Origin of the sequence: Nitratireductor mangrovi, assembly GCF_007922615.2 — a bacterium.
Classification (GTDB): Bacteria; Pseudomonadota; Alphaproteobacteria; order Rhizobiales; family Rhizobiaceae; genus Mangrovimarina; species Mangrovimarina mangrovi.
On the sequence record NZ_CP042301.2, the window covers coordinates 552,358 to 579,093 of the forward strand.

The following is a 26,736-nucleotide window of genomic DNA, read 5'->3' on the forward strand; positions in this document are numbered from 1 at the left end:
TGGAGGTTAGCATGCATGCCAAACATCGCCGCACACTGGAAGCGGTTTTTCGCGATCCGGTCAGCGGCACGATCAAGTGGCGAGATATCGAGGCGATGCTGATCGGACTTGGCGCTGAAATCAGCGAAGGCAGTGGATCGCGCATACGTTTTTCGCTGCGTGGCAGAACGCTTTTCGTGCATCGGCCCCACCCTTCGCCGGACGCGCGGCGATATGTGGTGCGCAATGTGAGACAGTTTTTGAGCGAAGCGGGAATAGGACCTTGAGATCGTACAAGGGGTATGCAGGGACCGTCGAGTTCGAGGAGGACGATCTTGTCTTCCACGGCCGGGTCGTGGGCATCCGTGATCTGGTGACGTATGAGGCGAGCACCGCCGAAGGTCTCGTGAAAGCGTTCCGCGACAGCGTCGAGGATTATCTTTCCTTTTGCGCCGAACAGGGCAAGGAGCCCGAGAAGCCGTTTTCCGGCAAGCTAGCCTTGCGCACGACACCTGAAATTCACGACCTTGTAAGCCGCGCCGCGGCGAGCGACGGCAAGTCGGTCAATCAGTGGATTTCGGACACGCTGGCGGACGCGGCGTCGAAACGCGTCGAGGCCGGCTGGACGCGCGTGCGCAGCTGATCGACGGGGCAGGCACGCCGGCCGTCAGGCGGTGTTGCCGTGGGCGGGCAGGCCGCCGGCCTCCTTCAGCATGCGTGCGACATGCATCAGGTTCCAGGTCATGAAGGTCAGGTTGCGGCGGGTGAAGTCGTTGTCGAAGCCGGCGCGGCTGCCGTCGTCGAGCATGTCGCCATAGGAGGCGCCTGGGCCGGCCTCGCCGATCCAGCCGCAATCGGCCTGAGGCGGAATCACGTAGCCGACATGCTGCATGGCGTAGAGGCAGGTCATGGCGACATGCTTGATGCCGTCCTCGTTGCCGGTGACGATCGCGCCGCCGGTCTTGCCGTAGAAGACATACTGGCCCTTGTCGTTGCGCTGCGCGGAATGGGCGTAAAGCCGCTCGATGACGACGCGGCAGAGCGAGGATTCCTCGCCGAGCCAGATCGGCGAGCCGAGCACGAGGATGTCGGCCTCGCGCACCTTCGGCCAGAAAGTCTCCGGCCAGTCGTCGCGGGAAGCGCCGTGCTCGCGCATGTCGGGCTGGACGCCGAAGGCGAGATGATGGTCGGCGGCGCGCAGGCAGGAGACCGCCACGCCGCATTTTTCCATGATGGCGATCGAGTCGTCCATCAGCGTCTGGGTGTGCGAGCCGCCCTGGTGGGAGGCCTTGAGCGTGCAGTTGATGAGCAGCGCCTTGAGCCCGGAAAAATCGAAACCGTGGTCGCGGCAAAGGTCCTTCTGCCTGTCGCTGAGGGTCATCGCGTCTCCTCCCTTTGAGTCATGCCATTCTGGCGCAACGCCAGGGACAACCGGCAGGTTCCGTCATATGCGGCACGGTTCCGCGGAGGCGATGACCGTCAGGGCGCAAGCGGACGCGGGAGGGGTTCGGCCTCGTTGGCGACATAGAGGCTGCGGCCGGCCGGCGCCTGCGGCGTTTCGACATTGATGCCGATTTCGGCCGTCCCGCTGCCTCCGCAGCCTGCCGGCGCGCTGACGAAAAGCACGTCGAGGCTCGGCTGGCCCTCGGCGTCCGGCACCTCGAAGAGGCGTGCCGACAGGCCGTCGGGCGCGCAGCCCGGGTCAAGCGTCAGTGTGGCGTGGACCGTGTAGCCGGGGCCGGATTCCGGCGCGGCGACGGTTATGTCGGTGGCGGCCGGCGCGAAGCCGGCAAGGGTTTCGGCCTCGGCGATGGCGTTTTCGCCCGGTGCTCCCGCGATCGTGGTCTGAAGCGTCTGTACCGGGCCTGCGGAAGACCGGGCGATCAGCCTGATTTCGTCGGCGGCCATGACCGAGGGCAGGAGTATCGTCACCCCGCGCTCGACCGGCTGAAAAATCTCGATGCAGGCCGTGTCCGTCACGCGCTGGGTGACGACGGCATGCGGCGGACCATCGCCGGCGCGCATGGCGAAGACTTTCGCGCCGATATCGGCGTAGCATTCATTGGGAAAGCGCATGGTGAGGTCGAGCGCCGGCCGGCCGGCGGCATCGACGCGGGCAGCTGCCGAAACCACTTCCGGCGCCCCCGACAACGAGACGATGTCGTTTTCGCCGATCGTCAGCGCCTGTGCCGCGGCCGGGTCGGCGGCGCCCAGGGCGGCGAGGATGGCGGCGGGAAGCAGGGCGCGCATGGTCAACACTCCGAAGATGCCGGCCGGGGGCATATGCGCCGGCCGGGGCTCAAGAAAGCAGCAGAACCGGGCCCGATTGTGTCGGGCCCGGCGCGGCGACGTCAGTATTTGGCCTTCCAGCCCTTGAGGTTTTCGAACACCGCCTTGCGGATGCGCGTTGCGCCATTGTAGCCGGTCGAATCGACGCCGTAGGCGTGGATGCCGTAGATGGTGCGCTTGTTCTGCGAGGCCCAGTAGACATAGACGCCCGAGCCGCTCATGCCGCCGAAGGTATCGCAGGGATAATAGAGCCGGTAGGTGGTAATGATCTTCATGCCGCAGAAGGCATGCCACATCGTGCCGGACGGCTTGTCGCCGGGATAGCCGTTGATGTTGACATTGTATTTCGGCATCGGGTTCTTCCACCCGTAGCCCATCCAGCCGACCGTGTTGCCGATGTCCTGGCTGAGCACGATCATGGCGTAATCGTAGTCGCGCTTGTGCGACTTGGTCCAGCCCTTGACCGAGACCGCACGTTTCCAGGCGATCTTGCCCCAGGGACGCGTGGCCCCGTTCTGGCCCGGCGAGAAGGCGAGCGACGAATACCATTTGTCGTTCGAGATATTGTAGACGCAGTGGCCGGCGGTCAGCACGTGGCGCGGCCCGATCAGCGTGCCGGTGCAGCCGATGTCGATGCGGCCGACCGTGCGGTACGGGTAGCTTGTGGTGCCGTTGACCTTTACACGCGTGTCGGCGCCGATGACGCTTTCGGACTGGACGGAATCGCTTTCGAAGGCGGAATCGTCCTCGTTGACGCCTTCGTCGCCGCCTTCGAAGCCGGCGTCGCCCTCCAGTTCCTCGATCGCCTCGACCATGCGCTCCAGCATGGCGTCGTCAGGCGCCAGTTCCTCGACCTTGCCGTCGGGCGTGATCGAGACCGCGGTCAGGTCCTCGCGCAGTTCCGACAGGTCACGCGACAGCGCCTCCTTGATGTAGGTGTCCTCGATCGGCAGCGCCAGCGGCGGCACGAACTGCTCGCGATCGTCGAACTCGGCAGAGGTCTGCGGCAGCGGCGGTGCGCCGTCGGCGCCGGCGAAGCCGTCGTCCTCGCCGTCGGCGAAGGCGGGAGCCGAAAACGCTACGGAAGCGGCCAGCACCGCGGCCACGGCCTGGAGCCTGGTGATTCTGGATGAATGTTGCATGGTGTCGTCCTTTCCTGAAACGCCCCCCGATGTGGCATTTGCCAAAAGGCCCCGACGAGTTCTCGGACCGCCGCCGCGGCGGCCACGCGCATCCCGTTCACGCCGGTCTCCCGTCCGGCATGGTGGCTTGCCCGCTTTGTCCTGAACTCTGCGCGAAGACTAACCCGGCACCGCAGACACTTCTGTGACGGAAGTCACAATGGGCGGGGCGAAGGGTCGATTTGAAAGAGCGCACCGGTGCAGCGCGGCCATGCAAGCAGGCAGCGCCTTTCATCCCACCAGCGTGTTGGCCGCGACAACCACCAGGATAATCCCGACGACGAGTTGGATCGATCTCGTGGTCCTGTCCAGGAGGCTTGGGCGCGAAGCCAGCAATTGCAAAAGGCTCTGGCGGAAAATGACGGCCGCGACCGCGACGGCTGCCAGAACGAATGCAACCCCGCCCAGCATGACCACCGCGAAGGCCACGCCTGCCTCCGGCACGCCGCGCGAAATGGCAAATGTCATCACGAAGAGCGTCAGCGGACAGGGAATGAGTCCCGCCGCGAAACCGGCAGCGGTGTCGCGACGGTGCGCATGTCCGGTTCCGCGCGCCGCCTGCCACAGCATCCACACGCCGATGGCGCCGAGCAACCCGCGACTGAGGTTTTCCAGAAGCGGTGCGCGGCCGACGCTGCCCAGCGCGACTGAGACGAGCGGAAGCGACAGTAAGGCAATGAACACCGACATGCCGACATGGACGGTCGAAAGGATGAGGGAGATGCCCAGGGCGCGCGGCACGCGTGCGGTCGAGCCGGTCAGGTAAGCCGCCAGCACCGCCTTGCTGTGCCCCGGCGTCAAGGCATGCACGGCGCCGAACAGGATGCCCATGGGGAGGTGGAACGCGAGCAGCGACCAGTCGCCGCTATCGGCGAAGGCCCGGATACGTTCGCCGAAGGCGAGATAGATTTCCCGCTGGATGGCGATCAGGTCCTGGAACAACCACATCATCCGATCAATCCGGCCGTTGCCGCCGCAAGCACGAGGTACCGTCCGGTCTTGGCGATGGCGACCAGCACCAGGAAACTCCAGAACGGCTCACGCAGCACGCCCGCCGCCACGGTCAGCGCATCGCCGCCGATCGGCGCCCAGGACAGGAGGAGGCTCCAGCGTCCCCATTTTCGATACCACGCCGATGCGCGTTGCAATGACGCCGGTGACACGGGAAACCAGCGCCGCCCGCTGAAACGTTCGGCCCCACGGCCAAGTGCCCAGTTGACGACGGCGCCGAGCGTGTTGCCGAGGCTGGCCACCGCCACGAGCAGGGGTGCCGGATAACCGGCCAGTTGCAACGCGACCAGCGTGGCCTCCGATTGGGCCGGAAGCAGCGTGGCCGCCGCAAAGGCGATGCCGAACAATCCCGCGAGCGCGGCCATATCTTCCATAGATCAGATGCCTACGGCCATGTCCGGTGCAGGTCGTCGATGACATACACATGAGCATGATGACGGCGCGTGGCGTGCCTGAGATGAGGGTGACCGGCAGGCAGGTCGCTGTGGTCGTGGGCGATCACCTCCGGGTCCCCTGCCGGCCATAATGAAAGCGCCGCGACAATGGCCATGATTGCCAGGATTGCGAGCGCAATCGCCGTTGTTTGCAGGCCGAGAGCGGAGCCCGCCCAGCCAGCGAGAGGATACGCGATCAGCCAGCAGGCATGCGAGAGCGCAAACTGCGCGGCAAACAGTGCAGGGCGATCCTCCGGCTTCGACGAGCGCCGCAACAAGCGACCTGATGGCGTCTGCGCCGTCGAGTAGCCCAGGCCGATGACAAACCAGAGCGGCAGCAGCCAGAGATAGCCGGGCACCGCCGCCGCGGTAAGGGTGCCGGCCGCGAGCAACGATGCCCCCGCGATCATGGCGCTGCGGTCCGCTACCGTTTCGAGGAGTTTTGGCAGCGTAAGCGCCGCGACCATGGAGCCGCCGCCGAACGCGGCCAGCGCCAGAGCCGTCGCCTGCTGATCGAGACCGAACTCTGCCTGCACGTAAACGACGGTGTTCACGATTACGAGCGCGCCGGCGGATGCGACGGCAGCGTTGATGGCCAGAAGCCCTCTGAGGCGCGGCGTTGCCAGATAGATACGCAGACCGCGCGTGGTCCCGTCGTAGATCCCGCGCGGCTCGGACGGCTGCGGGCCGGGCAGCGCGACTGAAAGCACGAGCGCCGCTGACAACAAGAAGCCGATGACCGTGCCGGCAAAGAGATTGTGGAAGGAGACGACGGTGAGCAGCGCAGCCGCCAGCAGCGGGCTGACGACACTCTCCAGATCATAGGCCAGCCGGGAGAGGGAGAGTGCGCGCGTATATTCCTTCTCATCCGGCAGCACATCCGGGATCGTTGCCTGGAACGTCGGCGTGAAGGCAGCCGAGGCGGACTGGAGCAGGAAGATCAGGACATAGACCTGCCAGACCTCGGTGACGAAGGGGAGCAGCACCGCAACGCCCGCGCGCACCAGATCCAGCGCCACGAGCATCGCCCGGCGCGGCAGTTTCTCCGCGAACGCTGCTGCAATCGGCGCCACGCCGACATAGGCGATCATCTTGATGGCGAGAGCGGTGCCCAGCACCATGCCTGCATCCGCGCCCGCGAGCTCGAAGGCGAGCAGGCCGAGCGCCACCGTCGCCAGCCCGGTGCCGGTCAGCGCGATCACCTGCGCGGCGAACAGGTGACGATAGGTTCGATTCGCGAGAACGGCGAGCATCGCGGACACGATACTCGCTTATTGCCCCGATTTCATCGACCGACGGGTTGGCGCCGCCGAGGCCGATTGCCTGCGTGGCGGTCCAGAACCGCCGGGATGTCAGGCGGAGACCAGCTGCTCGAGATCGTTGAGCGTGTCGAGGCGCGAGATGTCGAAATCGGCCTCGGCGAGGTCGATGCCGAAATCGCGCTCCAGAACCAGCATGATCTGGACCGCGGCCACCGAATCGAGCCGGCCCGACGTGAACAGCGCCTCGCCCGGGTCGATCGACGGGTCCCCGCCGCGCTCGACCAGGATATCAACAACGGCCTGGCGTATCGTGCTCATGTTCATCCTCCGAACAGGCTGGCGGTGAAGGCCGCACGCTCCAGAAGCGTGCCTTCGCCGGAAATGTCGTCGAAAATCTTCAGGAAGCAGAAGAAGGCCATCACGTTGAGGCGCGGCCATACATGGTAGGCGAAAAAACCATCCTCCGGCTTTGCCTTGCGCCCGCGCCATTGCGAGACGATGAGGCCGGCGGCGAGGACGGCGGTGTAGAAGATCGCCGACTGGAAGATCCAGATCACGTCGAGGATGTCGGCGGTCGCGAACACGTAGGTCTCGCGCATGAAATGGTAGAGGAAGTTGCCGAGCCCGGCCGCGCAGAAGGTCGCAAAGGCGATGCGCAGCTTGGTGTGGCCTTTGAAATAGCGCAGGAAGGCCGGGTAGAAGAACAGGTCGACCAGCAGTTCCTTGAAATAGAAGAAATAGCGGTTCCAGAACTCGGCCAGCGTGCGCGAGGCAAGCGGGTTGACCGTGTTGCGCGGAATGCGCCAGCCGCACATCCTGACCGTGGCAACGATGACGTGGCCCCAGACCGCGATGATCACCAGGTCGAGGAAATAGTTCGTGACAACGATGGCCCAGTTGAGGCCGGTGCCGAGGCTGCGTTCGCCGGCATGGGCAAGCACGGCGTCGTGCAGCGGCACCAATGGCCCGGCCTCGTAAAGCACGGTTTCGGCGGCGAACAGCAGGCCGGAGAGGATGGCGGCCCAGACGGCGAGCTTGAGACCCTTGAGCCGGGTCGTGGCCAGTTCGTCCTCGTTGCGGGCGTCGAACCTTGAGAGGTAGCCGAAGCTCTTGCCGATCGGGATCGCGCTGCCGCCCCAGAACGGCCGCATGAAGGAGGCGCGCGCCGCGACCGGCATCTGCGCCTTGCCCTTGAGGTCGATGGCGGCATAGGCGAGATACCAGAGGGACGAGATCGACACCCCGGTGAGGATCCACAAGAGCGCGTGGGCCGGCGTGCCGGGAGGCGCCCACATCGCCGCGGCTAGAAGGCCGAACCAGCCCAGGATCAGCGACAGGACCGGGCGCCGCGCCGCAGCGCTCTGCGGCCAGCGGCGCATTGTGGCGAGCACGGCGAAGGCGATGGCGAGGAAGGACAGGGCCACCGCCGGCAAAACCGCCGCGGCCGGAAGCGCCGACAGGGCGGGTGCCAGCTGGTCGGTGAGCGTCTGCCAGCCGCTGATGCGGAACGGCCGCATGACGAAGAAGAAGATCGAGGCGCCGCAGATGATGGCGATGCGTCGCGCCGGGACGATGGCGATGGCGGCAAGCGTCACCGCCGTCAGCGCCAGCGTGGGCAGGGAGACCTTCAGGCTCGCTCCAAGCGCGATCAGGAACGCGGCGATGACCACGGCGGTGCCGACCGGCGTCGCCGTGAAGGCGATCGCCGCCGGGTTCTTGTCGATACCGAGCCAGGCGCGCCGGAGCGCGGCGAGGCTCCCGAGCGGAGTGGGGCGGCCGGCGAGTTCGCCGGTGACGCTGCTCACGCCACGACCGCCTGTGGCGAGGTCTCGGCGTCGCCCTTGGCCGAATCCGTATCGAGCCATGCGGCGAGCGCCCGGCGGTCGGTCTTGCCGTTGGCGTTTTGCGGCAATCTCTCCGCGAAGACCACGCGCTGCGGCACCATGTAGCGCGGCAGGCTCTGCATCATCGCCTGCTGCAGGGCGGCACCGTCACCGTCCTTGCCGGCGATGAAGGCGACGAGCCCCTGCGCGCTGCCGTCGACGATCGGCCATGCGACGACGGAGGCGAGGTCGGTGCCGGCGGTGCGGCGCAGATGCATCTCGACTTCCTCGAGCTCGATGCGGTTGCCCTTGAGCTTGATCTGGTTGTCGGCCCGGCCCATGTGGTGGAAGACGCCGTTTTCGTCTTCGACGCCGAGGTCGCCGGTGAGATACCAGCGCTCGCCGTTGATCATGCGGAAGCGGTCGGCGGTCAGTTCCGGCTTGCCGAAATAGCCGTCCGAAAGCTGCGCGCTCGAAAGCGCGATCTCGCCGATCTCGCCGCGCGGGACCGGCTTCTGGTCGCCGTCGAAAAGCGCGACGCGGAAATTGTCGTAGGGACGACCGATCGCCAGGATATTGCGTTTCGGCGTCGCGACCGGCGGATCGGTCAGGCGCTGGCGCATGCACACGACGGTGCATTCGGTCGGCCCGTAGATGTTCTCGACCACCGAATTGGGCGCTGCCCGCGCCCATGCCTCGACCGCCGGGATGGGCAGCGGCTCGCCGCAGAACACCGAAAGGCGCAGCGACGGGAACAGCCCGTCCTTCAAAAGGCCGTTGGCGCGCATCATGGCGACGATGGTCGGCACCGACATCCAGGCGGTGATCTCGTTCGATCTGACGAAACGCTGCGGCGCCATCATGTCGAGCGTGCTCATGATGTGCAGCGTGGCGCCGGCCTCGAAGGCCAGGAACATGTTGTGGACCGAGAGGTCGAAGGTCACGTCATGCGCCTCGGCGACGCGGTCGGCGGTGGTGAAGCCGGCCCATTTGCGGGTCTCATGGAGATAGGCGGCAAGGGAGCCGCAGGAGACGACGACCCCCTTGGGCAGCCCGGTCGAGCCCGAGGTGAACATGATGTAGGCGCTGTGCTCGGCCGGCATCGGCGCCGGCGCCTCGATACCGCGGTCTTCCAGTTCGCCGATGCGCAGCGCGCCGGGCACGGCCGCCGCGTCGTCGCTGGCGATGATCAGCTTCGGGGCGGCCTCCAGAACGGCCCGGTCGAGCAACCTTGCGCCGTTGCGGTCGACGACAAGCGCGTCGAGCGCCAGTTCCTTCATGAGGGCGACAAGGCGCTCGGCCGGCCATTTCAGGTTGAGTGGAACGTAGGTGGCGCCGGCCCACGCCGCGCCGGCTATGCCCTGATAGGCGGCGAGCGATCGCGTCGCCAGAATGCCGACGCGCCGCGTGACGAGCCGCGGCCTCAGCACCCGCGCCAGTGCGCTCGCGCTGCGTGCCAGTTCGGCGTAGGAAAGCGTGGCCTTGCCGACCACGACGGCAGGATGATCCGGAACGGTCTGCGCCGTCTGGAAGAGCGGTCCGGCAATATTCCAGCCTGTTTCGCTGTCCCTGCCCATGGATTCGGCCCCCGATCTTGCGCGAATTTGCGCACCAAAATGCGGTTGGGCATGGCGGGAATCAAATAACAGTCGCACTTAACCTTAACCGCAGCTTTGCCGCGTCTTTGATGCAGGTGCTTGCCAGGCGGCCGGTGGCCGGCCGCTCCTGTACCGCATGCCTGCCTTGTCCATGCCATGATGCGCGGGTAGGAGGCGCGTCCACCCAGGCTGAAAGGAGCCCTGTCGATGAAACCGCATTCGAGTTCGCCACGATCCGTGCCGACGCTCGAATTGCGTTCGGCTGACAGATTTTCCTTGAGGCCCGGAGGCCATGGCCCGTTCCATGATTGCGCGCCGGCAGCAGGCCGAGCGCGAAAGAATTCAAGCTTATGATGCCACGCTGAAGCGCGTCCGCCGCGCGGCGCGTCCGGCTCCCGATTTCAACAAGGCGCTCGCCGAGGCGAAGGCCGGGTTTGCCGCGGACGCGATCCGCGACCCGTCCGCCTGGCGGCCGCGCATGAAGTCGCGCGACGCCGCACGGCTGCGCCTGGCCGCGGCCCGGCACCTTTATGCGCGTTATGCCGTCGCGCCTTCGCTCGAGGCGATCTGGATCGACCAGGGGGGCCTCGACATCGACGAGGTGCGGCTGCGCAAGGGCTGGTACATCATCGCCGCGCGCGGTGGCTCGCTCTACAAGGAGGGCGCCGGCAAGTGGCTGACCCGCAAGGAGGTACACCGCTTCCTGAACCCGCCGGGCGAGCTGTCTTTCGAGGCGGCGTTCTGGCAGGCGGTGGCGCGCAGCTACACCGACGATCTCGGCGTCGCGCTGAGGATCGCGCGCTCCAAGATCGCCTACAAGCCGCGGCGCCAGCTCGCCTTCTGGCGTGAGGTGGTACAGTTCTTCGCGGCGCATCCGGCGCCGATCGAAACCATCGACGATCTGGTCGACTATCTCTCCGCCTGCCGGCGCCGCGACCGCCACTACAGCGTCAAGGGCCGTACGCTCGCCTCGCTGGAGCGCCAGATGCATGAATGGCACCGCGACCTCGCCACGATCCAGCGCATCGAGGCGGCGCGCCGCCGGGCGCTGCAGGCGCGGGCGCGGGCCGGCATGCCGGCCGAGCCCGAGGGCGGCCGCTGGGCCGGTTCGGGCCTTGCCGACTGGTCGTGGAAGCCCTCGGCCAAGGAGCCGCGCGCCCGCCGCGAGGAATATGTCGTGCGCCAGCTCTCCTCGGCCGCCGAACTGGTGGCCGAGACCCGCGCCATGCGCCATTGCGTCTCGACCTATGCGGCGAAATGCATCGCCGGCTCGGCCTCGATCTGGTCGCTGGCGCGCCGTGGTGCCGGAAAGGCCGAGCGGCTGCTGACGATCGAGCTCGACCGCCACGACCGCATCGTCCAGGTGCGCGGCTTCGCCAACCGGCCGGCTCTGCCCGACGAGCAGAAGGTGATCATGCGCTGGGCCAAGGCGCGTGGCGTGGTGTCGGGGTGAGGGGTGTGCGGGCGATCATCGCGCGGCCGGCCGTGCCGTTGCTGGGTCGCCCGCGGTTTCCTTTGCAACGTCGGGTCTCGGCCTGACCTGGAAACCGGCGGCACCTTCGATGCTTCGTCCGTCTTGTGTGATGTGCGTCACAATAACCAGGAGAATGATTGTGTAGAATGAGGCGGCAACACAAGGTTGCATCAGCGTGACGGGGAGGGTGGGCCATGGCAGGCCAGTTCCGGGTTTCTCTACGGCGGCTGAATGACGCGGCATCGCGGTGGGATGCGGCGAAGTCCGAGCGCGAGCGCTCCGAGCGCGCCGCGCGCGAGGGGAAGCTGGACAAGATCGATACCGCCGAGCGCATCGCCAAGCATGCCAACCGGCTTCGTGCCCAGGCGCTGCGCGAGGTGAGCGCCATGGATGCCGCCGAGCGCGTGGTGTTGCCCGAGGGCGTGCAGGAACTGATCGCCTGCGACGTCGTGCGCAAGAGCGATATCAAGGCGTCGTTCGTCGAGCGCGTGATCGGTTCGACCGAGGATTTCCTGTCGGCCGAGTTCCTGGACCTCGGCAGCCACGCCAGCCGCGCCGTGGCGCGGGTCGCCACCCGCATGGACGGTTCGCTTTATTACGGCACCGGCTTCATGGTCAGCCCTTCGCTGCTCATCACCAACGAGCACGTTCTGGAACAGGCCGAGTGGGCCGAGTTCAGCGTCGCCGAGTTCGACTATCAGCGCGACCGCGCCGGCGCCCGCAAGACGGTGCGCCGCTTCCGGCTCGAGCCTGACCGGCTGTTTCTCAACGATAAGGATCTCGACTACGCGCTGGTCGCGGTGGCGCCCGTGGCCGAGGACGGCTCGCCGCTGGCCGAGCACGGCTTTTGCCCGCTGGTCGGGCTGGAAGGCAAGATCCTCGTCACCCACCCGGTCAACATCGTCCAGCACCCGCAGGGGCGGCTGAAGGAGGTGGTGATCCGAGAAAATGCGCTGAGCGCCCTGCCCAAGGCGCCCAACGACCGTTTTGCCCACTACCGGGCCGATACCGAGCCGGGCTCTTCGGGCTCGCCCGTCTTCAACGATCGCTGGGAGGTCGTCGCGCTCCACCATTCGGCGGTTCCCGACCGCAACGCAAATGGCGACATCCTGACCAAGGCCGGGCAGGTGTGGACGGACAACATGCCGGTCTCCGACATCAAATGGGTCGGCAATGAGGGGATCCGGATTTCGCGCATCATCAGCCATCTCAAGCTGAGGCAAGGCCTGGGCGGCGAGGCCGGCGAGCTCCTGTCGGGCCTCTTGTCGCGGGCCGAATCGGAGGAGATGGGACCGGTGCGCCCGATCGAGGTCGAAAAGCCGCATGCTGCCGCTGCGGTTCCCATCGCGATGCCGGCGCTGCGCGGCTCGGCGACGATCACCATTCCGCTGACGATCAGCGTCTCGGTGGGCGAGGCGGGCGGCGAACTGGTCGCGCGGCCCGGACCGCTCTTCGAGGAGGTGCGGCCGGAGCCCGACTATGGCAGCCGCCCGGGCTATCGGCGCGATTTCCTCGATATCGAACTGCCGCTGCCGCGGGTCGTCGACCCGCGCCATGGCCGCGTGGCGCTGGCCGATGACGGCGAGAACGAGCTGAGATACCACCACTACAGCGTGGTCATGAACGCGGACCGGCGGCTCGCCTACCTGTCGGCGGTCAATTACGACGCCGAGGCGCCCTTCGCGCAGGAGCGCGGAACCGATTCCTGGTTTCTCGATCCGCGCCTTGATGACGGCGAACAGGCCGACAACGCGTTCTACAAACACAATCCGCTCGATCGCGGCCACCTGACCCGCCGCGTCGACGCCGGCTGGGGCTACAGCGAGGCGGAAGCGCGAAAGGCCAATGACGACACCTTCCACTGGACCAATTGCGCGCCTCAGCACGAGGTGTTCAACCAGAGCCGCAAGTCGCAGCCGAAGGATCTGCGGCTGTGGGGCGAACTCGAGAACCACGTCACCCACCAGGCCAGGGACGGGCTCAAGCGGCTGTCGGTCTTCAACGGGCCGGTGTTCGGCGCCGATGACCGCGTGCATCGCGGCCTGCTGATCCCGAGCGCATTCTGGAAGGTGGTGGCCTATCACACGCGGTCCGGCGGTCTTGGCGCGGTCGGGTTCGTGCTGCACCAGAGCGACCTGATCGACAATCTCGCCGCCGAGCGTTTCGACGTCGGCCGTTTCGACGTGCGCCAGGTCCGCATCGGCCGCATCGAGGAACTGACCGGCATCGACTTCGGTCCGCTGCGTAATGTCGACCCGATGGCGGTGGCCGAACTGGGCGAGGTGTTCGCGCGCGAACGCCGCAGCGACCGGCCCCTGAAGGGACCCGGCGACATCCTGTTTTGAGCTGGCTGGCGTCTACGGGCCGCCTGGCGTCCCATCTGTCCCGGCAATCCCGGCACCGTCTGATGCAGATCCGGGGGAGGCGATGGCCTGCTTAAGGCAAGTCGTAGCGGTCGGCTTGATCAGCCGGCGCTCCTGGATCAAACCGGGTCGACGGGGTTTTCGATCGTATCTTCGTCCACGATGGCGTGGTGTCCGGCCTTGCGCGAGCCGACCAGGAACCAGGTCTCGCTGCTGCCCTTTCCTTTCACCTCGACCGGACCGCGCGCGGTGAGCGCGAAGCTTCCTTCCAGCAGTCGGGCCATCTCCGAGGTGACGTGGATGCGCCCGGGCAGGCCGGTTTCCTGCATGCGCGCCGCCATGTTCACCGCATCGCCCCAGACGTCGTAGAAGAACTTTTTCGAACCGATCACACCGGCGATCACCGGACCGGTGGCGAGCCCGATGCGCATGGCAAGCGGCTGGCCCGAGATGTCGGTCAGGCCGCTGGCCGCGTCCCGCAAGGAAAGCGCGGCATGCGCCAGCGCCTCGGCATGGTCGGCGCGCGGGACCGGAACCCCGCTCATGACCACATAGCCGTCGCCGAGCGTCTTGATCTTTTCCAGACCGTGGCTTTCCACGATCGCGTCGAAACGTCGAAAGACCGTGTTGAGGAAGCCGACGAGCGCCTCGGGCTCGGCCTGCGAGGCATGCCGGGTGAAGCCCGCGATGTCGGCAAACAGCACCGAAGCTTCCTGATAGCGGTCGGCAACGAGATCGCCGGGTGCGTCCCTGAGGCGGTTGGCGACCGGCTCGGGCAGGATGTTGAGGAGCAGGAGGTCGGAGCGCTCGCGCTCGCGTTCGGCCGCCTCCTCGGCCCTGGCGGCGATGCGGGCGATATAGGCGATGACAAGGAACAAGACCGTGGCGTTGAGGGTCAGGTTGAGGACGAAGTTGATCCGCGTTTCCGTCGGGGTGACGACCCCGGTATCGGCAGGGACGGTGATGAAGAGCACCGCAGCGAGGGCGATCGACACGATGGACAGGAGCGCGGCGATCCACAGCCGCTCCAGCCCGAGGAGCAGGATGGACAGCGGCGCGGCGCTGAGAAAGGCGAGATAGATGCCGTCGCTGGTGCCGATCTCGAGGATGACGCGGCTGACATGCAGCCACAGGAGCGCGATCAGGGCGACGGGTGCGGCGACCGGCCCGAAGCGATGCAGCAAGGGAATCGATGCGTTGCCGACAATCGTCGCGACGGTGAGCCAGTCGGGCAGGCCGGGGCTGACAAGCTGGAACACCACCATGGTGGCCGCGACCGCGCCGGCGGTGATGTTGGTCGCGCGCAGGCGGCGTGCGACCTTGGGCGGGTAGCCGTGTGTTCCGTAGTCGAAATAGGACGCCAGCAGCATGGCGTTCGCCCCGAGACACCCCTATGCCGGGGCGGCCGGATAGTGCGCCTTTCGCGCAGCCGCCGCAATCGCCTCGAGAAGGCTCTGGCGGGAGGGAGGCCGGCGCGTGGCGCCGATTTTCGCCGCGCTTAAGCGCTCTCCGCCATCATCTCGCGGCCGATCAGCCAGCGGCGGATTTCCGAGGTGCCGGCGCCGATTTCGTAGAGCTTGGCGTCGCGCAGGAGCCGCCCGGTCGGATAGTCGTTGATATAGCCGTTGCCGCCGAGCAACTGGATGGCGTCGAGTGCGCATTGCGTGGCCTTTTCGGCCGCGAAAAGCACGCAGCCGGCCGAATCCTTGCGCGTCGTCTCGCCGCGGTCGCAGGCCGCCGCCACCGCGTAGACATAGGCGCGGCAGGCGTTGAGGGTGGCATACATGTCGGCGAGCTTGGCCTGGACCAGCTGGAACTCGCCGATCTTCTGGCCGAACTGCTTGCGTTCGTGGCAATAGGGCACGGCGACGTCGAGGCAGGCGGCCATGATGCCGACCGGGCCGGCGGCCAGCACCACGCGCTCATAGTCGAGCCCGGACATCAAGACCTCGACGCCGCGGCCCTCTTCGTGCAGCACGTTCTCGAACGGCACCTCGACATCCTCGAAGACGAGCTCGCCGGTGTTGGAACCGCGCATGCCGAGCTTGTCGAGCTTCTGGGCGACGGAAAAGCCCTTCATGGTGTTTTCGACGATGAAGGCGGTGATGCCGCGCGAATGCCGTTCCGGATCGCTCTTGGCGTAGACGACCATGGTGTCGGCGTCGGGCCCGTTGGTGATCCACATCTTGGTGCCGTTGAGCACATAGCGGTCGTTCCTCTTCTCGGCCCTGAGCCGCATCGAAACGACGTCGGAACCGGCGCCGGCCTCCGACATGGCGAGCGCGCCGACCTTTTCGCCCGTGCAAAGCGCCGGCAGGTAGGCAGCCTTCTGCTCATCGGTGCCCCAGCGCCGGATCTGGTTGACGCAGAGATTGGAATGGGCGCCATAGGACAGCCCGACCGAGGCCGAGGCTCGCGAAATCTCCTCGATCGCCACAACATGGGCGAGGTAGCCCATGCCGGAGCCGCCATAGTCGGGATCGGCGGTGATGCCGAGCAGGCCGAGATCGCCGAGTTCCTTCCACAGCCAGGCCGGAAACTCGTTGGTTTCATCGATCTCGGCGGCGACCGGCGCGATCTTTTCCGACGCGAAGCGGCGCACCATGTCGCGCAGCGCCTCGATCTCCTCGCCCAGCCCGAACTGCATCGTATGCGTGTACATCTTCAAGCCTCCGCTCGTGCCCTGGCTCCGACCAGGCGCATCGTCATGGTGTGATATTTGTCAGCCACCTCGGCGACGGAAAGCCGCTCGTCGGGCCGGAACCAGACGATCACGCCGGTGATCATCTGGATGATCGCCATCGCCGCCAGTTCGGCGTCGTCGACGAGGAAGGCGCCCTTGGCGGCGCCCTCGCGCAGGATGCGGCGCAACTCCTTCTCGTAGGTCGTGCGCAGCTTCAGGATCGCCGTCAGCTTCTCCGGCGACAGGCTCCTGAGTTCCATGTTGGAGACATGGGTCGAGTGACGCCGCGCGACGTGGAAGATGATATGGTTCTTCACGAAGGCGGCGAGCCTCTGCGCCTCGTCGCGGCCGGCCGGGTCGGCCGCCTGCCAGGAGGCGATCAGCGCCTCCATGTGCTCGCGCATCAGCGTGAACAGCAGTTCCTCCTTGGTCGGGAAATAGCGGTAGAGGGCGGCCGCCTGCACGCCGACCTCCTCCGCCAGCCGGCGCATCGACACCGCCTCGTAGCCGTAGCGCGCGATCAGGCTGGCGGCCGCCTCGCGGATCGCCGCCTCCGTCCTTTCGCCGAATGATCCCGTGGTGCGCGCCAAGCAATGTCTCCTTCGCGCCGATTAATAAAACAAACGTTCATTTAATTCAAGGTCGCCGCCGAGGCTCGTGTCGGACCCGGACGACGGAAGCGCTGGCAGCCGCGGCCGCAACGTGGTGCCGTGGCGGCGAGCCACAGGGTTGCGTCGGCTGGTCCAGCACCGCGTGGGGCTTGACATGCCCGCCGACCTGCACAAAGTCTCAAGGCATGAACCGGGCCGAGCAATCCCTCCTGATGCCACACAGGGTGTGTCCTATCGCGGGACACTGACCCCGGGCCCGGTCGCGTCGCGCCCCGGCTGCCGGGGCAAAGGCAAGTTTCCGCGACAAGCGGGCTGACGCGAACGCCACGCGCGACATTTCATTTGCAGAACAGGACACGGCGCCGTGCATGAGAGATGTACCGGCGGCGGATTTGCGAGGTTCATCGGGGAATGACGATCGATATCAAGCGAAAGCGCAAGCCGGCCATCGCCATGACCCGCTCCGACCATGAACGGTTGTCTCGGCTGGCCGACGGCCTGGCCAGGCGGAATCCCGGCCTCGCCGATCAGCTCTTCGCCGAACTCGACCGTGCGCGAAGGGTGGACGAATCGAGGCTGGCTCCGGATATCGTCCGTATGGGTTCGCACGTGCGTTTTGCCAGCGATCTCGGCGAGGATCGCACCGTCACGCTGGTATTTCCCGGTCAGGCAGACATTGCCGAGGGCAGGATCTCCGTCATGACCCCCATCGGCGTCGCACTGATCGGCCTGGCGGCCGGCCAGTCGATCGACTGGACCGCGCCCGACGGCAGGCTTCATCGGCTCACCGTCATGAGCGTGGACAATGGCAGCGGCAGCGTGTCGGCTGCGGGGCAGCAAGACGGTCGCGCCTCATGAGCGACGCCAGCCCTTTCTGCCGGCTGACACTGTTCGGGGGCTGTCTGCTCGCAGGATCGTAGCCCCTGAGCCGCCACCTGCGGCCAGGGGATTCTCCATTGTTGTCGAAACCGTAACCGCTCCCTGAAGGAGCGGGGGAGAACTGCGATGTCTGAAAAAGACTGTATCCTCACCACCAAGGACCACACGATCCTCGAGGTCATGCTCGAGCGCTGCCTGGGGCGGGACGACCCCATGGCGATACTTCTGACAACCAAGCTCGGGGCGGCCCGTGTTGTCTTCGGGGAGGACATTCCCGCGAACGTTGCCACCCTCAACAGCCGTGTCACGTTCAGCGTCGACGGCCGCGAGCCCGACACCCGGGTGATCTCGCATGAACGCATGCAATCGCCGGTCGGTCTTTTCCTTCCCCTTACCTCGATGCGAGGGCTCGCGTTGATCGGCCTCAGCGAAGGCCAACCGCTCCGGTTCGCCGGACAGGACGGCGTTCAAGAGACGGTCGTCCTGGAAAGCGTGCTCTATCAGCCCGAGGCCGCGCGGCGCGAGAAGCATGCACTGGCGCGCACGACACCGCCACCGGAAAATCGGCCCGTACTGACGCTGATCCGGGGCGGCGTTCAGAGCCCGTGCCGCCCGCCTTCGGCCGGCTCCGGCGGTCTTGACGATCCCGGTCCCCCAGCCGCCTAGACCAGGCGGCCGTCCAACCTGCACGGCTTCCGGCCGTCCGTTGCGGGGCCGGCGGTTGACGGCTTGGTTCCGGTCAACCGCCACGCGCTGCCGCAAGCGCCGGCGGCAGCGCCTCGGCGAAAAGCGCTATTTCGGCTTCCGGGCCGACCGAGACCCGGATGCAGCGGTCGAGGCCCGGCGCCATCGGTTTGCGCACGAAGATGCCGTCGGCGACCAGCGCCTCCATCGCCTTGAGCGCAAAGTCGCCGTCGCCGCCGCAGTCGATGGCAACGAAATTGGTCGCCGAGGGCAGCGCCACGAGCCCGTTCTCGGCCGCTATGCCGGCGATCCGGTCTCGGCAGGCCGCGACCCGCGTGACGATATCGGCCAGATGCGCCTGATCGTGAAGTGCGGCCAGCGCGGCGACCTGCGCCAGGCGCGACATGCCGAAATGGTTGCGCACCTTTTCGAAGGCGCGGATCGTCTCCCGCTCGCCGATGGCGTAGCCGCAGCGCAGCCCCGCAAGCGCGTAGGCCTTGGAAAAGGTGCGCATGCGCAGGACGTTGGGCCGCGTCACGTCGAGCGGCGGCAGCGCCGAGGCGGGGGCGGTCTCGCCATAGGCTTCGTCGAGCACCAGCATCGTGGTTTCGGGAAGCGCGTCGATGAAGCGCACCACATCATCGGCCTCCCACCAGGTGCCCATCGGATTGTCCGGGTTGGACAGGTAGACCAGCGGCGCACCTTCGCGCTTGACCGCGTCGACGAGCCCGTCGAGGCTTTCGCGGTCGCCGCCATCGTAAGGCACCGTGACCAGGCGGCCACCGAAGCCGGCGACATGGTAGTTGAAGGTCGGGTAGGCGCCGAGCGAGGTGACCACCGCCGCGCCGGGCTCGACATACTGGCGCACGGTGACACCGAGCAGGATGTCGATACCGCCGTCGACCACGATGTTCTCCATGCCGACGCCGAGCTGCGCGGCGAGCGCGGCGCGCAGATCGTGGTTTTCCGGATCGCAATATTTCCAGCTTTCGGGCGCGGCCTCGGCGATCGCGGCCGCGACACGCGGAGAGGGGCCGAAACCGTTTTCGTTGGCGCCGATGCGGGCGCGGAACGGGCGGCCGCGGCTCCGCTCCTGCGCTTCCGGGCCGACGAAGGGCACGGTCGCGGGCAGCGATTCGACAAGCGGCGTCAGGGCAGGGCGGTGCGGCATGAGACATCGTCCGGATTTCAGTCGCGGCGAACCTATGCCGAAATGCCGGCGGCAACAATCGCCGGTTTGCTGATCCGGGGTCGGTCAGCGAACGGCATGATCCTAGCCCTGCGCCGTAGGGGGCAAGAAACACGCCCCCTGCTACGCCGACGCTATGTCATCGGGCCCGAGCGGCACCCTGCCAACGAGGACGGCCCGGCGTCGCCGCCGGGCCGTTCTGGCATCGAAATCCGATCGGATCAGAAGCTGCGCTTGAACGACACGAAGCCGCCGACCGAGCCGCCGAAGGTATCGATCTTGTCGTAGGTGACTTCGGTGTTGATCTCGAAATTGTCGACCGGTTCCCAGATCAGCGACACTTCCGCGACGTAGCCGTCGAGCCCGGTGGAAACCGTCGAGCCGCCGGCATAGAAGTCGCTGAAATATTCGAAGCCGACCGAGCCGCCGAGGCGCTCGGTGATCTGATGGTAGTAGGAGGTCAGCACCGCCCATTCCGAGTTGCCCATGCCGCCGGTGATGGCGCCGTAGGAACTGCCGGTGCCGTAGGCGTGGTCGCCGTCGGCATAATAGCCGATCAGGCGGAAGTTGGAGCCGTCGGTGTTGGGCACGTTGAGCTGAACGCCGACCGACGCGCCGAAGCCGTCGAAGGATTCGTCATAGCCGACACGGCCCCAGACGCCGCCCCAGCCCTGCTGGTAGGAGAGCACGCCGACGACGTCGGGCATGTAGCCTTCGCCCGAAAGCGTGTCGTCCTCAAGCGAGATCACGCCGAAGATGCCTTCGTCACCGCCGAAATTGTACTGGATGAAATGACGCTGCTGGTCGCCGTACCAGAGCGCGCCGTCCGAATGCGAGCCGGTGGTGTTAACGCCGCCGACAGTGTCGGACCATGCCGATTCCGAATAACCCATGCGCAGGCCGCCGAGGCTGATCCACGCCTGGTCGACGCGGACCGGGCCATCCGACGGCACGCCCCAGGTTGCCTGAAGGCGCAGATAGCTGCGCAGCAGGCCCCACTCGGTCGACTGCCGGGCGTCGATGTTGACGCGGGCGCGCGTTTCCTTGTTCCAGCCGTCGGGCGCGTAGCCGTTGAAGTTCGGCGTGTCGGTTACGCCGTCATCGCTGGTCGCGCCGACCCGGTAGCGGACATAGCCCGAGATGCGCAGGCAGGTCTCGGTGCCGGGGATGTAGAAGAAGCCGGCGCCGAACGCATCGCACACGCGCACATATTCGACCGGCTCCGGTTCGGCGATCACGACCGCATCGGCGGCCCGCGCGGCGGGAACCGCGGCCAGCGCCGCTGCGGCGCCAAGGAGCAAACTTCTCAGGTGCATTCTAGTCTCCGGTTGTGGCTGAGCCGGCTTGGGAACCCGCTCTGGGTGGGCCGATCCTGGGTCGCGTACCGTAATGTTATAACAAATTGTGAAACTGTTGTTCAACATTAGGCAGAATTGCGGCCGTGTGGCTAGCGACATCTGCTGACAAAACGCGTCGCCAAATGAGCCGGCCGCACAATGGCCTGCCCGTGTGACAATTGTGCTACGCTGCGCTGCACAATGCTCGGGCAACTGCACCGAACACGCTACGCCACGGCGCGCAGGCGCTGTCGCGTTGGGGGTCGATGCGCAGGGAGATGATGGTGGCCGCACGTGCCGGCATCGCACCGGGCGAGTTTGCCGCACGCGACTCGGCGTAACGACTTTCCTGAGATGCCCGCAGGTTTCCGAGCATGAGCCGCCTCCTCCATAACTTGGCCGGGCTGCCTCCGACGTATTGCACGCATCGGCCTGACCACGCGCTTTGCCGCGCCTTCCGGACAGGCGGTCATGCTTCGTGTTCAACAATCTAGTTGCAATTCATTTGCAATTGCATAATGTGAGTAGGAAGCCGAATGCGTCAACCCGTTTTGCAAATGCTTCGCAATTGCAGTTTTGGAGCCGCGCCGGGCTACGGAATTTGCCAACCAGCTCGACAGGAGAGGTCGAATGTTCGACAGGATGAGGCGGTCGCTAATGGCCGCATTGGCGGTGGCCGCGATAGGGGCGTTGAACGCGACCGCGCCGGCGGCGGCCGACGAGAAGATCGATGTCGTCGCCACCACGGGCATGATCGCCGATGCGGCGCGCCAGGTCGGCGGCGACCTGGTGGCGGTGAAGGCGCTGATGGGACCGGGCGTCGACCCGCATGCCTATCGCCAGACCCGCACCGACATTGCGGCCATGATCAATGCCGACCTCGTGCTCTGGCATGGCCTCTACCTCGAGGCGCAGATGGAAGACTTCATGCGCGACCTGGCCGCCAAGCGCAACGTCGTTGCGGTCGCCGAGAGCCTGCCACGCAACATGCTGCTTTCGCATGATGATTATGACGAAAAGTTCGACCCGCATGTCTGGATGAACCCGAACCTGTGGTCGAAGGTCGTGATCGCCGTGCGGGATGCCCTGATCGCGACCAGCCCGGACGGGGCCGAGACCTTCAAGGCCAATGCCGCCAGGCATCTTGGGGAGTTGGCCGAGCTTGCCAACTACACCACCAGGGTGCTTTCCTCGGTTCCGGCCGAAAGCCGCGTGCTCCTGACCGCTCACGACGCGTTCAACTATTTCGGTTCCGCCTACGGCTTCGAGGTGATGGGTATCCAGGGCATCTCGACCGAAAGCGAGGCAGGTCTCAACCGCATCGCCGAGCTTGTCGACATGCTGGTCGCGCGCGACATCGGCGCCGTGTTCGTCGAGTCGTCGGTTTCGGACCGGAACATCCGAGCCCTCATCGAAGGCGCCGCGGCCAGGGGCCATGAGGTTGTCGTTGGCGGCGAGCTTTTCTCCGACGCCATGGGCGCTGACGGCACCTATGAGGGCACCTATCTCGGCATGATCGATCACAACGCGACGACGATCACGCGCGCACTCGGCGGTGAAGCGCCCGCGCGCGGCATGCTTGACAAGCTCTCGGTGGGCAGCTGACCTCGGCCCACCCCGGAAGGGCGCGCGGAACCCGGCGCCCCTCCGAACGAAACTCGAAAGGGGTGTGTGCCCCTCACCGCGAAGGCGACACGACATGAGCGAAGCTGCGATGGCACTGGTTTCCCGGCACGTTCCGGCGGGCTCTTCCGCCGATGCGCCGTTGGTGGTCCAGGGCATCACCGTTTCCTATGGCGAAAAGCCGGCGGTGTTTTCGGTCGACGTGACAATTCCGGCTGAAAGCATGACAGCGATCATCGGCCCCAACGGCGCCGGCAAGTCGACCTTGCTCAAGGCGGTGCTTGGCATCGTGCCGCGCCTCTCGGGCAGCGTGACGGTGTTCGGCGAACCCTTCGCGAAGGCCCGCCGGCGCGTCGCCTACGTGCCGCAGCGCGCCTCCGTCGACTGGGACTTTCCGACCCGCGTCATCGACGTCGTCATGATGGGCCTGTACCGCGAACTGGGCCTGCTCGGCCTGGTACGAGGCGAACATCGCAAGGCCGCGCTCGCCTGCCTTGATCGCGTCGGCATGGCTGATTTCGCCCAGCGCCAGATCGGCCAGCTTTCCGGCGGCCAGCAGCAGCGCGTCTTTCTCGCCCGCGCCCTCGCCCAGAACGCCGATCTCTATCTGCTGGACGAGCCTTTCGCCGGCGTCGACGCCGCCACGGAAAAGGCCATCATCGACGTGCTCAAATCGCTGAAGGCCGACAAGCGGACGGTCGTGTGCGTGCATCACGATCTGGCGACCGTCGCCGACTATTTCGACCATGTCCTGCTGATCAACGTCCGCAAGGTGGCCGAGGGCCCCGTTGCCACCACCTTCACCGGCGACAATCTGCAGAAGACCTATGGCGGCCGGCTGGCCGCCGCCCACATCGACCAGCTGAAGCTGCCGGTGGCCTGAAGCGATGTCGAACGCGCTCCTCGATGCCCTGCTCTTGCAGTCCGGCTACAACGCCACGCTCGTTGCCATCGGCGCGGCCCTGCTCGGCGTCGCCGGCGGCAGCGGCGGAACGTTCCTGTTCCTGCGCAAGCGCGCGCTGGTCAGCGACGCCGTGGCGCACGCCACCCTGCCGGGCGTCGGCATCGCCTTCATCATCATGGTCCTGCTTGGCGGCGACGGCCGCAACCTCGTCGGCCTGCTCCTCGGCTCGGCGATCAGCGCGAGCATCGGGCTTCTCCTCGTCGAGTGGATCGCGCGGCGCACGCGGCTTGCCGAGGACGCGGCGATCGGCGCCGTGCTTTCGGTCTTTTTCGGGTTCGGGATCGTGCTCCTGACGGTCATCCAGACCATGTCGAGCGGCCGGCAGGCCGGGCTCGAAAGCTTTCTGCTCGGCTCCACCGCCGGCATGCTCTTCCAGGACGCGGTGGTCATCGCGATCGGCGGGGCGCTCTCGGTTGTCGCGGTGTTCCTGCTGCGCCGGCCGATGACGCTGGTCGCCTTCGATGCCGAGTTCGCGGCCGCTTCCGGGGTTCCCGTGCGCCTGATCGACCTCGCCATGATGGGGCTGGTCATGGCCGTCACGGTGATCGGCCTCAAGCTGGTCGGCCTGATCCTCGTCGTCGCGATGCTGATCATTCCGCCGGTGACCGCGCGCTTCTGGACCGAGCGCACCGACCGGGTGATCTGGATCGCCGGCACGATCGGCGGCGTCTCCGGCTACCTTGGTGCGGCGCTCTCCGCCTCGGCGCCGAAACTGCCCACCGGGCCGATCATCGTTCTGGTCTGTTTCGCGCTTTTCGTCCTGTCGCTACTGCTCGCGCCCAATCGCGGCGTGCTGGCCGCGATCGTCCGTCATCTCCGCTTCCAGCGCCGCGTTCATCTGCGCCAGGGATTGCTGGCACTGGCGCACCAGGAACAGATATTCGATCCGCTGACCCTGCGGGTCCTGCGCCGCAACCGCCTGATCCGCGGCGACCGCGTCGCGACCGACAGGGGCAGGGCGCTGGCGGCAAGGACGCTGCGCGATGAAAAACGCTGGCAGGTCGCCCGCGAAATTCACAGCGACGAGACGGTCTCCGGCCGCTACGACGGCCTCACCCCGATCGAGACCGTGCTGACCCGCGACGAGATCGCCGAGATCGACCGCATCATCGGCGGGCCGTCGGTCGCCCGATGAAGCCACAATCGACATCGAGGATGCCGCCGCATGGGCGCTGAATTCGTCCAACTGAGCCTGACCCCGCTTCTGATCGGAACGCTCGCCGCGATCGCCTGCGCGTTGCCGGGCAATTTTCTCATCCTGCGCCGGCAGGCGCTGATCGGCGATGCCATCAGCCATGTCGTGCTGCCGGGCATCGTCGTCGCCTTCCTCGTGACCGGCGTCATTTCCACATGGCCGATGATGCTCGGGGCGGCGGGTGCTGCGGTCGTGTCCGTGATCCTGATCGAGGCCATCAAGCGGCTCGGCCGCATCGAGCCGGGTGCTGCAATGGGCGTCACCTTCACCTCGCTTTTTGCCGCGGGCGTGCTGCTGCTCGAACAGAGCGACACCAGTTCGGTCCATCTCGACGTCGAACACGCCCTCTACGGCAATCTGGAGAGCCTGATCTGGCTAGCGGCCGACGGCTGGGCGTCGCTGGTCGATCCCCTCGCGCTCGCCGACCTGCCGCCCGAACTGACGCGGATGGCGGTCGTGACCGCGATGATCGCTTTTTTGACGCTCATTTTCTGGCGACCTCTGAAGCTTTCCACCTTCGACGAGGGTTTTGCCGCCACGATCGGCATTCCGACGGCTGTCTTGAGCTTCGCGCTGGTGGTGACCGCAGCCGTGGCCGCGGTTGCGGCCTTCGACGCGGTTGGCTCGATCATCGTCATCGCGATGTTCATCTGCCCGCCCGCCGCCGCGCGCCTGATGACCAACCGGCTCGAGATCCAGGTGGTGTGGAGTGTCGCTTTCGCCGTGCTCTCGGCGGTCGCCGGCTACGTACTTGCCGGCTACGGGCCTTTGTGGCTGGGCGCTGACGACGCGGTCAGCGCGGCCGGCATGATCGCGACGGTTTCAGGGCTCATCCTCGGCCTTGCCTGTCTGTTTGCACCGCACCGATCCCGCATCGGCGCGCCGCGCGACGCGACCTGACCGCGGCGCCCGAGCCTGCGCCCGCCGACGGCCTGGCGCGGTTCAGGCCGCGCCGCCCAGTTTGCGGGCAATCTGCGCCAGCATGGACGCTTCGCGCATCGTTGCCGGGTCGTGGCTGGGTTCGGGTCGCGACGACATCTTGACCAGCACGACCTTGTTCACCGGATCGATCCACAGCCATTGCTCATGGATGCCGATGCAACTGAGGCTGCCATTGTCGTCGCCGACAGCGTACCAGCAGGAACGGTAGCGCCCGTCGGGGAACAGGCCGGCGAAGTCGCCGTCGACCCATGCGCTGCGCTTGCCGTTGGTGCGGATATCGGCGATCCAGTCGACCGGCACGATCTGGCGGCCGCCGGCCGCGCCGCCGTCGAGCACCAGCTGGCCGAGCCGGGCAAGGTCGCGCGCCGTCATGGAGATGCCACCGGCCGCGCGCGCCGTGCCCTCCCTGTCCACTGTGACGCAAGACGGGCCGCGCGCGCCCATCGGGCCGAACAGCCGGCGGGCGAGATAGTCGTGATAGCGGATGCCGGTCGCTTTCTCGACGACCATGCCGAGCATGTCGGTCACCGGCGAGGCATAGCGGAAGCGCTCGCCATGCGCACCGGGCGCCCGCACCAGGGAGGCCAGCACCTCGTGCAGCGTTTCCGGTGCGCTGCCGTCATGCTCCGGGTTCCACAGCATGGCGCGCCGGTAGCGGTCGAAATCGCTTTCGCGGTCGAGATAGTTTTCCTCGAAGTCGATGGCGACGGTCATGTCGAGCAGGTCGCGCACCCGGGCATCGGCAAAGGCAGAACCGGGTTGGACCGCGACATGGTCGGTGACCGGCGCCTCGGGATCGAGCATGCCGTCGGCCACGGCGATGCCGGCGAGAAGCCCGGTCACCGATTTGGAAATCGAAAAGATGATGTGGGGGCGGGCGGGATCGCAATGCGGCGCGCACCATTCAGCGACGATCTGCCCGTCGCGCAACGCCACGAAGGCATCGCCATGCGAATTCTCCAGATGCGCGACCGCGCTTGTCCGCTCGCCGTCAGGCGCGACCAGTGCCATCGCATCCAGCGCACCCGCGCCCGGCCCGGGCTCGGTTTCGCCTTCGCCACGCAGGATGTCGGCCGACGGCACCAACTCGCCGACGTTCTGGAACGACCACAGGCTAGCCGGGTGGGTGCGCCAGTTGCCGAGCCTGATCCGATCGCGGGGAGGGGGCTGGGAAGCGGGAGCGGCGTCTGTCATGCCCCGATGCTTACGGGGCGT

At 66.6% G+C, this 26,736-nt stretch carries 25 protein-coding genes; 10 read left to right on the forward strand and 15 right to left on the reverse strand.

Going from position 1 to position 26,736, the window contains the following annotated elements; all coding sequences use genetic code 11:
- Positions 1 to 11: 11 nt before the first annotated feature.
- The gene (locus FQ775_RS02615; protein WP_146301669.1) at positions 12 to 266 is read left to right on the forward strand and encodes a type II toxin-antitoxin system HicA family toxin; all 255 of its coding nucleotides are present in this window, start codon (positions 12 to 14) and stop codon (positions 264 to 266) included.
- A complete protein-coding gene (locus FQ775_RS02620; protein ID WP_146301668.1) occupies positions 263 to 622 on the forward strand; it encodes a type II toxin-antitoxin system HicB family antitoxin in 360 nt (119 codons plus the stop codon). Before FQ775_RS02615 ends, FQ775_RS02620 begins: the two co-directional genes overlap by 4 nt.
- Before the next feature lie 24 nt (positions 623 to 646).
- Here FQ775_RS02620 and FQ775_RS02625 read toward each other — a convergent pair whose 3' ends face one another.
- The 9 genes from FQ775_RS02625 to FQ775_RS02665 form a co-directional block, all read right to left on the reverse strand.
- Positions 647 to 1,360 carry a flavodoxin family protein gene (locus tag FQ775_RS02625; protein WP_146301667.1) on the reverse strand — a complete coding sequence of 238 codons (714 nt, stop codon included), beginning with the start codon at positions 1,358 to 1,360 and terminating at the stop codon, positions 647 to 649.
- A gap of 98 nt (positions 1,361 to 1,458) precedes the next feature.
- Positions 1,459 to 2,229: a hypothetical protein gene (locus FQ775_RS02630; protein WP_146301666.1), complete on the reverse strand. Its 771-nt coding sequence runs from the start codon at positions 2,227 to 2,229 to the stop codon at positions 1,459 to 1,461.
- 101 nt (positions 2,230 to 2,330) lie between these two features.
- On the reverse strand, positions 2,331 to 3,410 hold the full coding sequence (locus FQ775_RS02635) for a trypsin-like serine peptidase (protein ID WP_146301665.1): 1,080 nt from the start codon (positions 3,408 to 3,410) through the stop codon (positions 2,331 to 2,333).
- Positions 3,411 to 3,680: 270 nt separating this feature from the next.
- Positions 3,681 to 4,391: a HoxN/HupN/NixA family nickel/cobalt transporter gene (locus tag FQ775_RS02640; protein ID WP_206064873.1), complete on the reverse strand. Its 711-nt coding sequence runs from the start codon at positions 4,389 to 4,391 to the stop codon at positions 3,681 to 3,683.
- 5 nt (positions 4,392 to 4,396) lie between these two features.
- Positions 4,397 to 4,834, reverse strand: a complete 438-nt coding sequence (locus tag FQ775_RS02645; protein WP_146301664.1) for a YqaA family protein — start codon at positions 4,832 to 4,834, stop codon at positions 4,397 to 4,399.
- Positions 4,835 to 4,845: 11 nt separating this feature from the next.
- Positions 4,846 to 6,147: an MFS transporter gene (locus FQ775_RS02650; protein WP_146302123.1), complete on the reverse strand. Its 1,302-nt coding sequence runs from the start codon at positions 6,145 to 6,147 to the stop codon at positions 4,846 to 4,848.
- A 99-nt stretch (positions 6,148 to 6,246) separates the two neighbouring features.
- Entirely contained in the window at positions 6,247 to 6,474 is a 228-nt protein-coding gene (locus FQ775_RS02655; protein ID WP_167812743.1) for a phosphopantetheine-binding protein, read from the reverse strand.
- 2 nt (positions 6,475 to 6,476) lie between these two features.
- Positions 6,477 to 7,961: a hypothetical protein gene (locus tag FQ775_RS02660; protein ID WP_167812744.1), complete on the reverse strand. Its 1,485-nt coding sequence runs from the start codon at positions 7,959 to 7,961 to the stop codon at positions 6,477 to 6,479.
- On the reverse strand, positions 7,958 to 9,556 hold the full coding sequence (locus tag FQ775_RS02665; protein ID WP_146301662.1) for an AMP-binding protein: 1,599 nt from the start codon (positions 9,554 to 9,556) through the stop codon (positions 7,958 to 7,960). The genes FQ775_RS02660 and FQ775_RS02665 overlap by 4 nt, the downstream gene beginning before the upstream one ends.
- Positions 9,557 to 9,869: 313 nt before the next feature.
- On the opposite strand from FQ775_RS02665, the gene FQ775_RS02670 reads away from it, so the two are divergent.
- Positions 9,870 to 11,030: a PcfJ domain-containing protein gene (locus tag FQ775_RS02670; RefSeq protein ID WP_146301661.1), complete on the forward strand. Its 1,161-nt coding sequence runs from the start codon at positions 9,870 to 9,872 to the stop codon at positions 11,028 to 11,030.
- A 215-nt stretch (positions 11,031 to 11,245) separates the two neighbouring features.
- Positions 11,246 to 13,396, forward strand: coding sequence for a DNA/RNA non-specific endonuclease (locus FQ775_RS02675; protein ID WP_146301660.1), 2,151 nt, complete (start codon positions 11,246 to 11,248; stop codon positions 13,394 to 13,396).
- Positions 13,397 to 13,533: 137 nt separating this feature from the next.
- Here FQ775_RS02675 and FQ775_RS02680 read toward each other — a convergent pair whose 3' ends face one another.
- From FQ775_RS02680 to FQ775_RS02690, 3 genes are all read right to left on the reverse strand, one after another.
- Positions 13,534 to 14,784, reverse strand: a complete 1,251-nt coding sequence (locus tag FQ775_RS02680; RefSeq protein ID WP_146301659.1) for an adenylate/guanylate cyclase domain-containing protein — start codon at positions 14,782 to 14,784, stop codon at positions 13,534 to 13,536.
- 128 nt (positions 14,785 to 14,912) lie between these two features.
- A complete protein-coding gene (locus FQ775_RS02685; protein WP_146301658.1) occupies positions 14,913 to 16,076 on the reverse strand; it encodes an isovaleryl-CoA dehydrogenase in 1,164 nt (387 codons plus the stop codon).
- Positions 16,077 to 16,078: 2 nt separating this feature from the next.
- Positions 16,079 to 16,687, reverse strand: coding sequence for a TetR/AcrR family transcriptional regulator (locus tag FQ775_RS02690; protein WP_146301657.1), 609 nt, complete (start codon positions 16,685 to 16,687; stop codon positions 16,079 to 16,081).
- 432 nt (positions 16,688 to 17,119) lie between these two features.
- On the opposite strand from FQ775_RS02690, the gene rnk reads away from it, so the two are divergent.
- Together rnk and FQ775_RS02700 are read left to right on the forward strand one after the other, a co-directional pair.
- On the forward strand, positions 17,120 to 17,566 hold the full coding sequence (gene rnk / locus FQ775_RS02695) for a nucleoside diphosphate kinase regulator (protein WP_146301656.1): 447 nt from the start codon (positions 17,120 to 17,122) through the stop codon (positions 17,564 to 17,566).
- Positions 17,567 to 17,713: 147 nt separating this feature from the next.
- Positions 17,714 to 18,253 (forward strand): GreA/GreB family elongation factor, encoded by a 540-nt coding sequence (locus tag FQ775_RS02700; RefSeq protein ID WP_146301655.1) that lies wholly within the window; start codon positions 17,714 to 17,716, stop codon positions 18,251 to 18,253.
- A gap of 73 nt (positions 18,254 to 18,326) precedes the next feature.
- On the opposite strand, the gene FQ775_RS02705 is transcribed toward FQ775_RS02700, so the two are convergent.
- Together FQ775_RS02705 and FQ775_RS02710 are read right to left on the reverse strand one after the other, a co-directional pair.
- Positions 18,327 to 19,442 carry a pyridoxal phosphate-dependent aminotransferase gene (locus tag FQ775_RS02705; protein ID WP_146301654.1) on the reverse strand — a complete coding sequence of 372 codons (1,116 nt, stop codon included), beginning with the start codon at positions 19,440 to 19,442 and terminating at the stop codon, positions 18,327 to 18,329.
- Between the two features lie 239 nt (positions 19,443 to 19,681).
- Positions 19,682 to 20,776: a porin gene (locus FQ775_RS02710; RefSeq protein ID WP_167812745.1), complete on the reverse strand. Its 1,095-nt coding sequence runs from the start codon at positions 20,774 to 20,776 to the stop codon at positions 19,682 to 19,684.
- A 651-nt stretch (positions 20,777 to 21,427) separates the two neighbouring features.
- Here FQ775_RS02710 and FQ775_RS02715 point away from each other — a divergent pair.
- The 4 genes from FQ775_RS02715 (at position 21,428) to FQ775_RS02730 (ending at position 25,479) form a co-directional block, all read left to right on the forward strand.
- The gene (locus tag FQ775_RS02715; RefSeq protein ID WP_146301652.1) at positions 21,428 to 22,402 is read left to right on the forward strand and encodes a metal ABC transporter solute-binding protein, Zn/Mn family; all 975 of its coding nucleotides are present in this window, start codon (positions 21,428 to 21,430) and stop codon (positions 22,400 to 22,402) included.
- 94 nt (positions 22,403 to 22,496) lie between these two features.
- Entirely contained in the window at positions 22,497 to 23,303 is an 807-nt protein-coding gene (locus tag FQ775_RS02720; RefSeq protein WP_146301651.1) for a metal ABC transporter ATP-binding protein, read from the forward strand.
- A 4-nt stretch (positions 23,304 to 23,307) separates the two neighbouring features.
- Complete coding sequence (locus FQ775_RS02725) at positions 23,308 to 24,519, forward strand: metal ABC transporter permease (protein ID WP_146301650.1); 1,212 nt, start codon at positions 23,308 to 23,310, stop codon at positions 24,517 to 24,519.
- Positions 24,520 to 24,549: 30 nt separating this feature from the next.
- Complete coding sequence (locus FQ775_RS02730; RefSeq protein WP_146301649.1) at positions 24,550 to 25,479, forward strand: metal ABC transporter permease; 930 nt, start codon at positions 24,550 to 24,552, stop codon at positions 25,477 to 25,479.
- Positions 25,480 to 25,521: 42 nt separating this feature from the next.
- Here the strand turns inward: FQ775_RS02730 and FQ775_RS02735 are convergent, their stop codons facing one another.
- On the reverse strand, positions 25,522 to 26,715 hold the full coding sequence (locus FQ775_RS02735) for a serine hydrolase domain-containing protein (protein ID WP_146301648.1): 1,194 nt from the start codon (positions 26,713 to 26,715) through the stop codon (positions 25,522 to 25,524).
- Positions 26,716 to 26,736 lie beyond the last annotated feature (21 nt).